13 protein-coding genes are annotated in these 14,657 nt (G+C 51.6%); 5 read left to right on the forward strand and 8 right to left on the reverse strand.

Annotated elements, in window-relative coordinates:
- Positions 1-93: 93 nt before the first annotated feature.
- Entirely contained in the window at positions 94-1,053 is a 960-nt protein-coding gene (locus ACOTX4_RS13955; RefSeq protein WP_052687536.1) for a hypothetical protein, read from the forward strand.
- Positions 1,054-1,192: 139 nt separating this feature from the next.
- Positions 1,193-2,563, forward strand: coding sequence for an NAD-dependent succinate-semialdehyde dehydrogenase (locus ACOTX4_RS13960; RefSeq protein WP_003856617.1), 1,371 nt, complete (start codon positions 1,193-1,195; stop codon positions 2,561-2,563).
- Positions 2,564-2,615: 52 nt separating this feature from the next.
- On the opposite strand, the gene ACOTX4_RS13965 is transcribed toward ACOTX4_RS13960, so the two are convergent.
- On the reverse strand, positions 2,616-3,161 hold the full coding sequence (locus ACOTX4_RS13965; RefSeq protein WP_003856615.1) for a YfaZ family outer membrane protein: 546 nt from the start codon (positions 3,159-3,161) through the stop codon (positions 2,616-2,618).
- A 411-nt stretch (positions 3,162-3,572) separates the two neighbouring features.
- Here ACOTX4_RS13965 and ACOTX4_RS13970 point away from each other — a divergent pair, with 411 nt between their 5' ends.
- The 3 genes from ACOTX4_RS13970 to ACOTX4_RS13980 all read left to right on the forward strand — a co-directional run bounded on the left by ACOTX4_RS13970 (position 3,573) and on the right by ACOTX4_RS13980 (position 7,429).
- Positions 3,573-4,931 carry an esterase-like activity of phytase family protein gene (locus ACOTX4_RS13970; protein WP_421635393.1) on the forward strand — a complete coding sequence of 453 codons (1,359 nt, stop codon included), beginning with the start codon at positions 3,573-3,575 and terminating at the stop codon, positions 4,929-4,931.
- A 220-nt stretch (positions 4,932-5,151) separates the two neighbouring features.
- A complete protein-coding gene (locus ACOTX4_RS13975; RefSeq protein WP_045342560.1) occupies positions 5,152-6,174 on the forward strand; it encodes a glycosyltransferase family 8 protein in 1,023 nt (340 codons plus the stop codon).
- A complete protein-coding gene (locus ACOTX4_RS13980) occupies positions 6,161-7,429 on the forward strand; it encodes an O-antigen ligase family protein (RefSeq protein WP_045331727.1) in 1,269 nt (422 codons plus the stop codon). Before ACOTX4_RS13975 ends, ACOTX4_RS13980 begins: the two co-directional genes overlap by 14 nt.
- 37 nt (positions 7,430-7,466) lie before the next feature.
- Here ACOTX4_RS13980 and yjiA read toward each other — a convergent pair whose 3' ends face one another.
- The 7 genes from yjiA to hpaA all read right to left on the reverse strand — a co-directional run bounded on the left by yjiA (position 7,467) and on the right by hpaA (position 14,650).
- Entirely contained in the window at positions 7,467-8,420 is a 954-nt protein-coding gene (yjiA, locus tag ACOTX4_RS13985) for a GTPase (RefSeq protein ID WP_003856612.1), read from the reverse strand.
- Between the two features lie 10 nt (positions 8,421-8,430).
- Positions 8,431-8,634, reverse strand: a complete 204-nt coding sequence (locus ACOTX4_RS13990; protein WP_003856610.1) for a YbdD/YjiX family protein — start codon at positions 8,632-8,634, stop codon at positions 8,431-8,433.
- A gap of 65 nt (positions 8,635-8,699) precedes the next feature.
- Positions 8,700-10,853 (reverse strand): carbon starvation CstA family protein, encoded by a 2,154-nt coding sequence (locus tag ACOTX4_RS13995; RefSeq protein ID WP_023315335.1) that lies wholly within the window; start codon positions 10,851-10,853, stop codon positions 8,700-8,702.
- A gap of 219 nt (positions 10,854-11,072) precedes the next feature.
- On the reverse strand, positions 11,073-11,330 hold the full coding sequence (locus ACOTX4_RS14000; protein WP_023315336.1) for an HTH domain-containing protein: 258 nt from the start codon (positions 11,328-11,330) through the stop codon (positions 11,073-11,075).
- Between the two features lie 120 nt (positions 11,331-11,450).
- Positions 11,451-11,960: a 4-hydroxyphenylacetate 3-monooxygenase reductase subunit gene (locus tag ACOTX4_RS14005; protein ID WP_003856606.1), complete on the reverse strand. Its 510-nt coding sequence runs from the start codon at positions 11,958-11,960 to the stop codon at positions 11,451-11,453.
- A 17-nt stretch (positions 11,961-11,977) separates the two neighbouring features.
- Positions 11,978-13,540, reverse strand: coding sequence for a 4-hydroxyphenylacetate 3-monooxygenase, oxygenase component (hpaB, locus tag ACOTX4_RS14010; RefSeq protein WP_023315337.1), 1,563 nt, complete (start codon positions 13,538-13,540; stop codon positions 11,978-11,980).
- A 177-nt stretch (positions 13,541-13,717) separates the two neighbouring features.
- A complete protein-coding gene (gene hpaA / locus ACOTX4_RS14015; protein ID WP_045331730.1) occupies positions 13,718-14,650 on the reverse strand; it encodes a 4-hydroxyphenylacetate catabolism regulatory protein HpaA in 933 nt (310 codons plus the stop codon).
- Positions 14,651-14,657: the final 7 nt, after the last annotated feature.

Here is a 14,657-nt window from a genome sequence, read left to right on the forward strand (position 1 = left end):
ACTGACAGATCAGAAGATTTGTTGCATTCTCTTTCTGGTTCGGAGTATTCGTTTCTCATAGCTAATAATAATCTATTTTCTGGGGTATATAAAATGAATTTACTGTATCGTTTTATAAATGGAATAAAAAATAAATCCTTGGATTTATATTTGTTCCTTTTCTTTGCAGGTTGTTTTGTTTTGTTGAAAATAAAAGATCCAGTTCGGGTTTATTTGTCATATGCATTATTTATTGGCCTTTTAGTCATGCTGTATTTAAAAAGGCAGCGTGCCCGGGAAATTATTATTCATTTTATTCGGTTCGAAAGTGGCGATGTTGTAAATAAGTTGGCTGGATGGGCGTCGCTCCTTGCCTGGGGTGCGTTTCTTCTTTTTCCTTTTGCAATAAATATACAGTTTGGTTTTCTTGCAAAAGTACTATTGGTGATGTTCTCCATTTTTATTGTTATTAGCAGCGTTTTAACAATCTTTGTTCTCGAGAAAGATGGCCATGAGAAAGTAAAAAATATACGGGTTATGTTATTTTCATTTATATCAATCTGTTATGTTTTATCTAGTGCGTTCTCGGCAAGTTTATTTCTTCAGTTGAGTAATATGGATTTATCATCCAGTCCATGGCTGGAGTTTACATGGAAGCTCAGTTCATTTTTTGTATTGATATTTTTTATATTACAGTTGACTACTTACGTAATATTCATCGTGACTGCTGATCATGCAAAAGGATATAGACTTTTTACTATTTTGGGTGCTTTAATGCTAACGAGTTTAATCGTATTATTTGTCTCAAGCAGGCCGGATGTAGTAGCATATTATGTTTTAAAATATTCTACTGGCAGTGAATGGCGGAGTGATTTTACATGTGAGAATGAAAAAATATCACGCCCTAACGAGAGATATTTCGGTTATAATACCGATAAGTACACAGCTTACTTTTTCAATCGTAACGGAAAGTGGGGGTTCGATGAGATAACTTGTTTTAAAAACTCGCAAGAGGGGAAAGGATATACTGTAAAAAATGTATCGACAGAAAATATCCCTCATTGGGTGAAATAATTAAAATCACAGTTCCCCCTGTCGGTAAACGAAAGGGGGAAAACGTATAAGAACCCTCCGTATATACCCAACTTTACCTTCATAGTCAGACAGATTGACTACCCTTAATACCCTAAGCGGTAAAACAAGGAGATTCGATATGGCTTACCAGACAGTAAATCCTGCCACGAACCAGCTCATCAAAGAATATCCCTCTCACACTGACGCAGACGTTGAAGCGGCGCTGAAGGCAGCCGATGCGCTCTATCACTCCGACTGGGCGAAAGGTGACATAAGCCAGCGCCTGCCGGTGCTGCATAAGCTGGCGGACCTGATCGACGAACGCGCGGAGGATCTGGCGAAAATCGCCAGTCAGGAGATGGGTAAGCTCATCGAACAAAGCCGCGGTGAAGTGAAGCTATGCGCGCAAATCGCCCGCTACTATGCTGACAACGCGAAGCAGTTCCTGGCCCCGGTGAAGTATGACTCTGAACTCGGGGAAGCATGGGTTGAACATCACCCCATCGGCGTGCTGATGGCCGTCGAACCATGGAACTTCCCATACTATCAGCTGATGCGCGTTCTGGCGCCAAACCTGGCGGCGGGCAACCCGGTGATCGCCAAGCATGCCAGTATCGTGCCGCACTGTGCAGAAACCTTTGCACAGCTGGTACGTGAAGCGGGCGCGCCGGAAGGGGCGTGGACCAACCTGTTTATCTCGTCCGAACAGGTGGCGAACATCATCGCCGACGATCGCGTACAGGGGGCGGCGCTGACCGGTTCAGAAAAAGCGGGTAGCGTGGTTGCGGCACAGGCTGCGAAACATATCAAAAAATCGACCCTTGAACTGGGCGGGAACGACGTCTTCGTGGTGCTGGACGATGCGGATCTGGAGAAAGCCGTGAAGATCGGCGTTAACGCGCGGCTTAATAACGCCGGGCAGGTCTGTACCGCGGCGAAGCGCTTTATCCTGCATGAAAAGATTGCAGACGCCTTCCTGAACAAATTCACCGAGGCGTTTAAGCAGGTGAAGATTGGCGATCCGCTGGACGAAAGTACCACGCTGGGGCCTTTGTCATCCAAAGACGCGCTGGAGACGCTAACTAAACAGGTTAACGAGGCGGTGAAAAACGGCGCGAAGCTGCACCATGGCGGCAAGCCGGTGCAGCGTGACGGGAGCTTCTTTGAGCCGACCATCCTGACGAATATCTCGCGCGATAACCCGGCGTATTTCGAAGAGTTCTTTGGTCCGGTAGCGCAGATTTATGTGGTGAAAAACGACGACGAGGCGGTTGCCCTGGCGAACGACTCCCACTACGGTCTGGGCGGAGCGGTGTTCAGCCAGAACATCGAGCGCGCGAAGAAAATGGCGTCGCGCATTGAGACCGGGATGGTGTACATCAACTGGCTCACCGATACGGCGGCAGAACTGCCGTTCGGCGGCGTAAAACGTTCGGGTTACGGACGCGAGCTGTCGGATCTGGGGATCAAAGAGTTTGTGAACCAGAAGCTGGTGGTGGTGCGTAAGTGACGTAGTAATAAAAAACCTGCCGAAGGGCAGGTTTTTTTATCTATCAGGTGGCTTAGAAGCTCACGCCGCCGCCGAAGTAAGCGCCGTCTACCAGCGTGTGGTTTGGACGACCGTCTTTGCCATCAACGCTCACGTGGCGGTAGCCCACTTTCAGCGTAACCGGTTTGACCGGGGTCCAGCTTACGCCGCCGTTAGCTTCAACGTAGTTCTTCACGCTGTTGTTCAGTCCGTCTGGCGCAACGTAGCCTTCACCGAATACCCTGATGCTGTCGGTCAGGGCAACGTTCACACCGCCGCCGACCGGGAACGCCACGCCGTTATCGCCTTTCTTCGGGCCAACGTAGAGGGCCTTAGCGCCTGCGTTCAGCATTACCGGGCCGACTTCGAAATTGTAGCCTGCGCCCACGCCACCGGTCGTGGTGCCGTCGTCGGTGTTTTTCAGCCAATTACCTTCGGTGTACAGACCGGAGGTTGATTTGCCCATTTCCACATTCAGATTGGTAAAGTTTTTACCCTGCTCAATGCTGCCGCCCATTGCCAGTGCGGAGCCCGATACGGCGGTGAGAGCAGAAAGGATGAGAACGTTAAGCTTTTTCATGCGTGTTTCCTCGTCATCAAATTAATCTGAGGGCACCTTAACAAGGGATGTTTATGACTGCAAATGTGATGGGTATCGCATTTTTATGCTGTTTTTGTTGGGTTTTTTAATCTTAAATGTTGATGAGATGTTTTTATGGCAGATCGTCAATCCTCAATCCATTCGTGTTTAGGGAAAGTTTATATTTTTGGCTAAACGTTTAATGAACGAGGCGAAGAAAGCCGTTTGAGGTGAATTAATTAAGTTTCTAATAATTTCCAAAAGTATTTCGGCTGTCACAGATCAAGACAGAGGTTTACATTTCTGGTGATTGCTATACCTATTTCTTTGCCGATCCGCTGTCTTTTCATGTCATTTTTCTGACACGTTTCTTCATTACGTTGTTGGCTTCACTTACTGGATGCTAACAATATGAAAAGAAAAATTATTCCTGTGCTTATCGGTTGTGCGCTCTCTTTCTCTGGACTGGCTGCGCAGCCTACCGCTGAGCGCTATATCGTCAGCTTCCCTGACGGCTCCCATGTGAAATACAGCGGCGCGTTTACCGATGCGTTCCCGAACGGGCTCCCGGTGGGGATGGGTTCTGGCCTGCTGTTTACGGGCAAGCAGGGCGATGCGCTGACGTTTGCGACCGTGACCGATCGCGGTCCTAACGCGGATTCGCCAAAAATGGGGAAAAACGATGCCAAAATCTTTGTTACCCCGGATTTCGCCCCGCTGCTGATGACGATCCGCGTGCAAAACGGTAAAGCGGAGGCCGTGGACGCGCGACCGCTGCATGACGATAAAGGCGAGATCAACGGCCTGCCACTGCAAAGCGGTGTGATTGGTTCCACCAATGAAGTCGCGCTAAGCGACACCTTAAAAGTACTGAAAGGCGATAACCGCGGGCTGGATACGGAAGGCATCACGCCGGACGGGAAGGGCGGCTACTGGCTGTGCGATGAGTATGGCCCGTTCCTGATTAACGTCGACAGTAAAGGGAAAATCCTCGCGATCCACGGTCCGCAGGCGACGCAAGGGGAGAAGTCCATCGCGGGCGGTCTGCCAAACGTTATCAAATGGCGTCAGGCAAACCGGGGCTTCGAAGGGCTGACCCGCATGCCGGACGGACGCATTATCGCCGCCGTGCAAAGCACGCTGGATATTGACGGGAAGAGCAAAAAACAGGCGCTGTTTACGCGTCTGGTGAGCTTCGATCCGGCGACCGGGAAAACCGCGATGTACGGCTACCCTGTCGACAGCACGGCCTACAGCAAAAACAGCGACGCCAAAATCGGCGACATAGTGGCGCTGGATAACCACACCATCCTGCTGATTGAACAGGGTGAGGATAAAAATGACGCAATGCGTAACTTCATCTACAGGGTGGATCTGAGCAAGGCGAGCGATCTGGCCGCCTTCGACAAGCCGGGCGAATACCCGGAGTTTGACGATGAGAAAACGCTGGCGCAGCGCGGCATTACACTTGCTGAAAAAACGCAGGTGGTCGATCTGCGTGCGCTGGGCTGGCAGCAGGAAAAGGCCGAAGGACTGGCGCTGATTGACAGCAAAACGCTGGCGGTGGCGAACGATAACGACTTTGGCGTGAAGGTGGCGATGCACAACCCGGCCGAGGGCAAGAAGCTCAAGGATTATCGGGTGAACGCGGAAGGCAAGCTGACGCTGGATGATAAACCGGTGGAAACCACGCTCAGCGTGAAGCCGCTGAAGAAGCCGGAGTCCGACAGCGAGCTGTGGATTGTGACGCTGCCGGAGGCGTTGAAATGAGAGCGGATGGTTAATCAACCGTTTTTGGAGTAATGCAGCACTATGCCCATGCGTCTATGGGTATAGTGTTTTTTTTGTATATTATTCAAAAGGTTAGGTGTGAATTTTTTCAAGGCTATCATTTTTTGTATGATTGCTAAACAAATTAGAGAAAGTACTGGGGAAGGCAGCTATTATTTGTTATCTTATGTATTATAAGTATTTTTGAGCTCGATAAATAATGATGAACCCAACCATTCTTAATTTAAACGAAAATATATTGGGCGTGCAAGTAACGAATTTTAATCTCGATGTTGAAGTTCAATATTCAGCAGTTGTTTATGGTGTCGATGAAAATTTTCTAAAGCACTGTGGGATCTCGATGTTATCAATTGTGGAAAAAACTTCGGAAGTTCCATTGCATTTTTTCATTATTACAGATAAAAACAATGAAGTTGAGTTTTCCAGATTGCAGTCTATTATCAAGAATACTCAACATGCACTGACAATTATTATTGTATCTGCTGACGCGCTGGATGTTTTTCCTAAGAATTCAATTTTCCCGGCCTCAATATATTTCCGTCTCCTGGCTCCGTATTTAATTAAAGAATATCGTTATTTTTTATATGTTGATGCCGATATTATAGCGCTGGATAGCATTTATGATCTATTAGAAAACCATAAGCCGATAAATAATATTTGTTGTGCTGTCATGGAGCCGGAGCATCAGACTGCTCTTTCAGAATCTATTAATATGCCTGGTTGCGATTATTTTAATTCTGGCGTTCTTTATGTTGATGCCAGAACGTGGAATGAAAATAAAATATCGCATAAAGTTTTTGAATGCTTACTGGAGCGCGGGGCTGACTTTAAGTATTTTGATCAAGATGCTCTTAATGTTGTCCTGAACGAGAAAATAATGTTTATAGATGGCAAGTATAATTGCCAAATAAAGGCAGGACACAAAAAGGAAGATTTCATGCGTGAACCACCCAATGAAACAGTTTTGTTACATTATGTTGGTAGCGATAAACCATGGCAGTTATGGAATCAACAGCAAATAAGCACCTACTATCGTAAATATAAAAAAATGTCACCCTGGTGTGATGTTGAAGATGTTAGTCCACGTTGTGCGAAAGAACTAAAGAAATGCTATAAAACGCTTAATAATAAGAAACAGTTTATTGAAGCTTTCTGTATGTTTGTTCGTTATCATTTGGCTCGTTTCTTGGAAAAAAGGCAAACTAAACATGTTAAGTCGTGAATACATTAAAAGGTTAAATGTTAACATTATTTTCATTCTTATTGTGTTTACAGTTGGAAGCGATCTTTTTATAGAGGCTTATCCAAGAAAGCTATTTTACATTAGTTGTTATCTTTCTATTTTTGGCCTTCTTTTTTTGGAAAGTTGGAAGGGTTTTCGTCAATGGCTATTGAGTAATAAAATCGCAATAGCATTTTTGTTGAGCATTGTGCTTCTCGGTGCCAGTAAGCTAATTTGGTCAATGATATTTCCATCGACACATTTACAGGATATTAAAGATAATTATTATGCTGGCGGAAAGTTGCTCATCCTGTCAGGAGTAATAGCATTTTATTTGCTTAAATCCGTAAATGTAATTTCAATCCAAAGCTGGAAATTCGCTGCTTGCACTAGCGTTGTTCTAGGTTTATTCACCGTTTGGTTTGGTTACCAGGAGCAAGTGACTGGTATAACCAGAATTAAATTACTAGCCGATGCTGCTACGACTACTGCTTATATAATGGTTGTTCAGTCAGTTCTGTGTTTTTCTCTTATTAAAAAAGCAGTTTCAAATCAGCTTTACCGTACTGTATTTTACATTGCTACATTTTTCATATTCTCTTATTTATTACTGATGACAGAAACCAGAGGCGCTATAGGCACTTTTTTCATTGTCTGCTTCGTCCTGGCATGTTTTGAATTGAGAAATGTAAAGCCTCGTTATTGGTTTTTAGCATTACTGGCAATATCCGTAATTGGTGGAGGTATAGCTTATAAGATGCAAAAGAGAATTGTTGAGGCTTATGATAATATCCAACAATTACAAAAAAATAATGCTAACACATCTTTAGGAGCACGTTTTGTTATGCTTGACGCAGGACAGCACGTAGCGAGTTTATCACTTTTTGGTCAGGATGCAGAACAGCGTTATAATAATGCAAGAGAATATATTGAACAAAACTATAAAAGTGCGGAAGCAGTCAGGGCTATAAAATATCATTTCCATAATGATATAATTGAAAGCTTTAGCTTACAAGGGTTTTTAGGCGTCATTGCTATTATATTGTTTTATGTGTCTGGTTTTTTAGCTTCTTGCGAAAAAAAGAATAAGTTCAATGTTGGGTTGCTGCTTTATATGTCAGCGCTATTTCTTATGGGATTGACAGATGTCCTCTTTATCCAACGAAATACAGCAATGGTAATTGGTGCTTGTGCTGTAATCTTACTTCTCTGCCAGAGAGATGAGAATAAAAAAATCGAAAGTGTGAGACAGTAATTAAATCAGGGCCATTAAAAATTGGCCCTGATGTATCTTATTTCTTCAGCCCCGCAAACGCTGCCCGAATTTCTTCTTCCGGCAGCTGTATTCCAATAAACACCATCACGCTGTGCGGCGTTTCATCGCCCCACGGGCGATCCCAGTCGGCGCTGTACAGGCGCTGCACCCCCTGGAACAGCAGGCGGTTCGGCTCGCCGTCGATCCACAGCATCCCTTTATAGCGCAGCAGCTTGTCGGCAAACGACAGCAGCAGGTTTTCCATCACGCGGGAGACCTCGCTGATGTCTACCGGGTAGTCCAGCTCCACCACAATCGACGCCACGTCGTTTTGCTTGTCGGACATAAAGTGAAAGCGCGGTTTCGCGGTAACGTTCTCTTCCAGCATAAAGCCGTTGGTGTTGAACAGCTGAGCGAGATCGATATCGCCGTGCGTCACCGTATAAATGGGCGCACGCGAGTTGATGCGCGTCAGGCGCTCGCGCAGTTTTTCGCTTTCACCTGCCACGTCGGTTTTGGTCAGCAGGATGCGGTCGGCGTAGCCCACCTGAGACTGGGCGATGGTGAACTGGTTCATCTGCTCGTCGGCGTGTACCGCATCCACCAGAGCGATGACACCGTCCAGCAGGTAGCGCTGGCAGATGATCTCGTGGGAGAAAAAGGTCTGAATAATCGGGCCGGGGTCGGCCATGCCGGTGCACTCGATCACCAGACGGTCGAAGACGATGTCACCGCGATCGCGGCTGTCGAGCAGGTCCAGCAGGGCGTCTTCTAATTCGTTAGAGCGGGTGCAGCAGATGCAGCCGTTGGTCAGGGTTTTGATCTGGGTGGCGCGGTCGCCAATCAGCTGATCGTCAACGGAGACTTCGCCAAATTCGTTTTCGATGACGGCGATTTTGAAGCCGTGCTGCTCGTTCAGAATGTGGCGCAGCAGGGTGGTTTTACCGGCGCCGAGAAAACCGGTCAGCAGGGTAACGGCAATCGGGGTCATGGTTTCTCCTTTAGCAGCAGCGGACGCCGCCTTCTCCACTTCCGCCGTAGCGCGCTTCCTGACGCTCGCGGAAGAATTCAGTGTAAGTCATGTACGGCTTATCCGGATGGTTGGTCTTCATATGCTCAACGTAGTTGTCATAGTCCGGAATGCCAATCAGCATTTTCGCCGCCTGACCGAGGTATTTTTTTGCTTCGCCTAAGTTACCAAACATTGAGGGTTCCAGATAGAAGAAGCCCGGAGGCGCGCAGCGATCCGGGCCTACAGTAACATGCTTAATTAATGGTGTGAGGAGGTCTTCACGCCGCCTTCCGGCACCGGCACGTACGGGGTTTCTTTGTCCGTACGGCCCTCAACGTTACGCACTTTCATCCAGGTTTTGATGCCGTAGAAGATGATGCTGTACACCACCACCAGGAACAGAATGCTCAGACCCGCGTTGGTGTAGTTGTTCACCACGATATGGTTCATGTTGGCAATCTGCTGCGCGGTCAGATCCGCGCCGCCTGCGGCAATCTTCTCTTTGTACTGGTTAGCCATGAAGAAGAAGCCTTCCAGCTGCGGGTTGGTGCTGAACAGTTTCAGACCCAGCGCCCAGGTAGTGCAGAGCAGCAGCCACAGCGCAGGCACCACGGTGACCCAGATGTATTTGGTGCGTTTCATCTTCACCAGGACAACGGTACCCAGCACCAGGGCCACAGCCGCCAGCATCTGGTTAGAGATGCCGAACAGCGGCCACAGGCTCTTAACGCCGCCCAGCGGGTCAACAACGCCCTGATACAGCAGATAACCCCACAGGCCTACGCAGCCCGCGGTACCCAGAACACCGGCGACCAGAGAGTCGGTTTTCTTCAGGAATGGCACGAAGTTACCCAGCAGATCCTGCAACATGAAGCGGCCTGCACGCGTACCGGCATCCAGCGCGGTGAGGATGAACAGCGCTTCAAACAGAATACCGAAGTGGTACCAGAAGCCCATGTCCGCCCACGGCAGCACTTTGTGGAACACGTGTGCGATACCCACCGCCAGCGTTGGCGCGCCACCTGCGCGGTTCAGCACGGACGGTTCGCCGATGTCTTTCGCGGTCTGCATGATCTGCTCAGGCGAAATTACGAAGCCCCAGGAGCTGACGGTCGCCGCCGCGTGTGCGCTGGCGTCTTTCAGCTGCGCCAGGATCAGCGCGGTATTTTCGCCGCCCATCTCATGCAGGTTTGGCATGGTGATGCCGAGACCCGCTGGTGGGGTGTTCATCGCAAAGTACAGACCTGGCTCGATAATCGACGCTGCAACCAGCGCCATGATCGCCACGAAGGACTCCATCAGCATCGCGCCGTAACCGATGAAGCGCGCGTCGGTTTCGTTGGCCATCAGCTTCGGCGTGGTGCCCGAGGCGATCAGCGCGTGGAAGCCAGACACGGCACCGCAGGCGATGGTGATAAACAGGAACGGGAACAGAGCGCCTTTCCACAGCGGACCGGTACCGTCAATGTACTGCGTCACCGCTGGCATTTTCAGCTCAGGATTGATGATCACAATCCCGATTGCCAGCCCGACGATCACGCCGATTTTCAGGAAGGTCGCCAGGTAGTCGCGCGGAGCCAGAATCAGCCACACCGGCAACAGCGCTGAGATGAACGCGTAACCGATCAGCGCGAAGGTGATGGTGGTGTCTTTAAAGGTCAGCGCCGGGCCCCAGTACGGGTCGTGCGCAATCACGCCGCCGAAGTAGATGGAGGCGACCAGCAGCACGATACCGATGACCGACACCTCGCCAACGCGGCCAGGGCGCAGGAAGCGCATGTAGATGCCCATGAACAGCGCAATCGGTACGGTAGAGCAGACGGTGAAGACGCCCCACGGACTTTCGGCCAGCGCTTTCACCACGATCAGCGCCAGCACCGCGAGGATGATGATCATGATCAGGAAGCAGCCAAAGAGGGCGATGGTGCCCGGCACGCGGCCCATCTCTTCTTTGATCATCTCACCCAGCGACGAACCGTTACGGCGCGAGGAGATAAACAGCACCATAAAGTCCTGCACCGCTCCCGCCAGCACCACGCCCGCCAGCAGCCAGAGCGTACCCGGCAGGTAGCCCATCTGCGCGGCCAGTACCGGGCCGACCAGCGGACCCGCGCCTGCAATGGCGGCGAAGTGGTGACCAAACAGCACGTAACGGTTGGTTGGCACGTAGTTCAGGCCGTCATTGTTAATGACCGCCGGGGTGGCACGCGTCGGGTCGAGCTTCATGACCTTCTGCGCGATGTATAAGCTGTAGTAGCGATAAGCCACAAGGTAGACGGAAACCGACGCGACCACGATCCACAGGGCGCTGACGTGTTCGCCCCGGCGTAATGCGACAACCGCCAGACAGAAAGCACCGAGGATCCCGAGTAAGGCCCAGGGCACGTGCTTCAGTAGTTTTTTAGTATCCATAGTAAGACCTGGTTTTTTATGTAAAGAAAAAAGGGTCAGGGTTTGTTGTGAGGAGGTATTGATTAATGCTGGAGCGATCGTGCCAGATCCTCGCGCGTATAAAGCACGGTAAATAGGTGAGTGGTTGAAAGCGATGCGTGAGCGGTCAAAAGCGAGGGTGAGTGGTTAAGGCTCACCCACGGTGGAAGAAAATATGTGATTGAGATCACTGAGAATAATCTACCTCTGCGGGGTTTCGTCGTTCGCTTCAGGGCAGTGCACGCAGCGGCAGGTCTGATACGCAGGCAGCAGCTGATAGCGCCCTTTGCCGTCGTGTTCAATAATCGGGGAAAGCGCCTGCAAATCGCGGTACACCGTGCGTTCGGTAATGCCAAATTTTTGCATCAGATCGCGGCGATTAACGCTTCCGTTGCGGTGCAGGGCAATAATGATGTCAACCAGACGTTCAGCCGAGCGGCTTCGGGGTGAAGGGGCCATAAGACTTTCCAGCGTTAAGGGGGCGCCTGACGACGTCGCCAGCCGCCCCGGAAAATTTATCTTATGGATAGTTAACGGCGCACCTTTGCGGAAACCTTAGCGTTTTTTTGTGCAACGGGATCAAACCGCGGCTTCCATCTCCATCATCACCGGGTGGAAACGGCGTTTGAAGTAGATCAGGCCGTGCCCCTCGCTGCTGAGGATGATGTTCTTAATCTCCACAAGGTAGACCAGATGGGTACCGATGGTTTGCACCTGGGTTATCTCGCCTTCCAGGCTTGCCAGAGCGCCTTTCAGCACCGGCTGCGCCAGCGGTCCTTTCTGCCAGCAGGAGAGAGCAAAGCGCTCCTCCATTGCCATGCCGGTCATCCCGGCAAAGTGGCGGGCCATGATCTCCTGCTCGTGGTTCAGCACGTTGACACACAGTTTGCCGTTGCCCTGGAAGACCGGGTTCATGGCGCTGTTGGCATTGATGCAGACCATGACCGAAGGCGGGGTGTCCGTGACCGAACAGACGGCGGTGGCGGTAATGCCGCAGCGACCCGCATCGCCCTCGGTGGTGACCACATTCACCGCCGCCGACAGGCTGGCCATCGCGTCGCGAAAACGCAGGCGTTCTTCAGATTGCATTGAAACCTCCCGCTGCGTTATTTCAGCAGCTTATCCAGCATGTTGATATCAGTGTTGTTGTGCAGGTGCGGTACGGTCCAGCCGTGCTGGTCGTACTCGGACATGCAGCGGTCAACCATCGCCATCATCTTGTCCATGTTGCCGGAGCTTTGCGCCTGACGCAGGCATTGCAGGCGGATCTCATCCTGGCTACCGGAGTAGTTGATTTCGTACAGCTCGTGACGTCCGCCAAACTCGCTGCCGATGGCATCCCACATCAGTTTCAGAATCTTGATGCGTTCGACATGATCCATCCCGTTGGAGCCGCGCACGTACTTCGCCAGATACTGGTCGATCTGCGGGTTGTTCAGGTCCCGCGCGCTGGACGGCAGGTAGATCAGCCCGGAGGTCACGTTACGTTCGATGATGTTCTTGATCTTCGCATAGGCCATTGGCGCCATCACGCGGTAGGTCTGTAACGCCGCGTGGTCAGGCAGATACGCGCCGTTTACCCACGGCGTGGCTTCGGAGCACATGGAGTCGCTCAGCGCCCAGAACATGTTGCGCCACGCCACCACTTCGCCGAGATCCGCCTGCACGCCGCGGAACTCGAGGGTGCCGGTACACTCCAGCGACTTCTTCAGCAGAGCGGTGATGAAGTCGAGCTTCACTGCCAGACGCACGCAGGCCTGAAGCGGGTACATGCGGGCGAAGCCACCTTCCATCGTCCAGCGACGGCAGCGGTCGAAATCGCGGTAGATCAGCACGTTTTCCCACGGGATCAGCACATGATCCATCACCAGAATGGCGTCGTTCTCGTCAAAACGGCTGGAGAGCGGGTAGTCGTACGGGGAACCGGTCACCCCTGCCACCATCTCGTAAGAGGCGCGGGAGATCAGCTTCACCCCTTCGGCATCCATCGGCGCGACGAACATCAGCGCGAAGTCCGGGTTTTCGCCCATCACCTGCGCAGAGCCGAAGCCGATCATGTTGTAATGGGTCAGGGCGGAGTTGGTGGCCACCACTTTCGCGCCGCTGACGATGATCCCGGCGTCGGTCTCTTTCTCCAGCTTGATGTAAACGTCTTTCACCTCGTCTGCCGGTTTATGGCGGTCGATCGGCGGGTTGACGATGGCGTGGTTAAAGTACAGGCCGGTTTCCTGAATACGTGTGTACCAGTTGCGGGCGTTCTGCTCGAACTGACCGTAGAAGGCAGGGTTCGCCCCCAGCGCGCAGCCGAACGCGGCTTTGTAGTCAGGCGTACGCCCCATCCAGCCGTAGCTCAGGCGCGACCACTCGGCGATGGCGTCACGCTGCTGGCGCAGATCGTCGGCGCTTTTTGCCACGCGGAAGAACTTATGGGTGTAACCGCCGCTGCCGGTGTCCGTGCCCCAGCAGAGGGTATCCTGCATGTCTGGCTTGTGCAGGGCATCGTACATCTGGGCGATGGACGCCGCCGCATTGCGAAATGCCGGGTGGGTAGTGACGTCCTTAACGCGCTCGCCGTAGATATAAATCTCACGGCCATCTTGCAGGCTTTTTAAATACTCTTCACCGGTTAACGGACGTTTGGCATCAGCGCGGAAATCTTCAGGCTTCATAGGGACCTCGTATCGGAAGATGGTTGTTAAATTTATGTTTTGTTTTTGTTGTTTAATTGAAGCGTGAGAGGGGCGGAACGTGAAGGGACGATTGGGACAACGGCAGGTACTTTTCGCGAGAGATCACAGAGTGTGATTTCCCTCACCCTAACCCTCTCCCAGAGGGAGAGGGGACGGTTACTCTCTCTCCCTCTGGGAGAGGGCAGGGGTGAGGGGAACAGGCGACACCGGTACTTTCTGCGCCCGATATGCGCTGGGTGAGCACCCCGTCAGTCGGTTAAAAAAACGGGCGAAATAGGCCGGATCTTTAAAACCCAGCTGCCAGGCAATTTCGCTCACTGTGCTGTCGGAAAACAGCAGCAGGCGTCTGGCTTCCCGCAGCTGGCGGTCGAAGATCAGCCGTTTCGGCGAGCGGTTGGCGAAGCGGCGACAGATATCGGTCAGGCGGGATTCGGTGAGATGCAGTTCGCTGGCGTATTCCGGCACCGTCCAGTGCTCGTGGTAATGAGCATCTGTCAGCTGGTTAAAGCGCTGAAACAGCTTCAGCTCACCGCGCATGCCGCCTGATGCGTGGTCGTCGAGCTTCGCATTGCGCAGCAGCAGGGTAAAAACGGCCTGCGCCAGCAGGACCAGCGTATGCTCGCGACCGGGCAGCTGTTCCGTGGATTCCCGGGCAATCAGCTGCCAGTAGTGCTTCAGCGCCGCCAGCTCGTCAGGCTTGTCGGCAAGCGAAAGGCAGATCCCCGGCAGGCCGAACGCTTCCCGCGTACCGGGGTAGAGCACTTCTAACAGCGGCCAGATGAGATCCTCGCGCACCGTCAGCACGTGGCCGTCGCTGTCGGATTCGGTGATAAACGCATGCGGCACCGACGGCGGCGTCAGCACGAACAGCGGCGCCTGCACCGAGTAACGGTGGTCGTCGAGCTGGAGCTCAATCTGCCCGGTGTCGAGAAAATGCATCTGAAAATACTGGTCGTGGCGGTGCGCCTGCATGTCGCGGCCAAAAAAGGCCGCCATGCGGGCGAACGACTGGTAGTGCACATCGTCGGTGCCCAGACTTTCGTCGTACTCCTTGCTGATATCGATGTTGGTGATGGGGCTCTGACACATAGCGGCT

The sequence above is a fragment of the Enterobacter cloacae complex sp. IR5459 genome (genome assembly GCF_049238005.1).
Lineage (GTDB): Bacteria > Pseudomonadota > Gammaproteobacteria > Enterobacterales > Enterobacteriaceae > Enterobacter > Enterobacter hormaechei_C.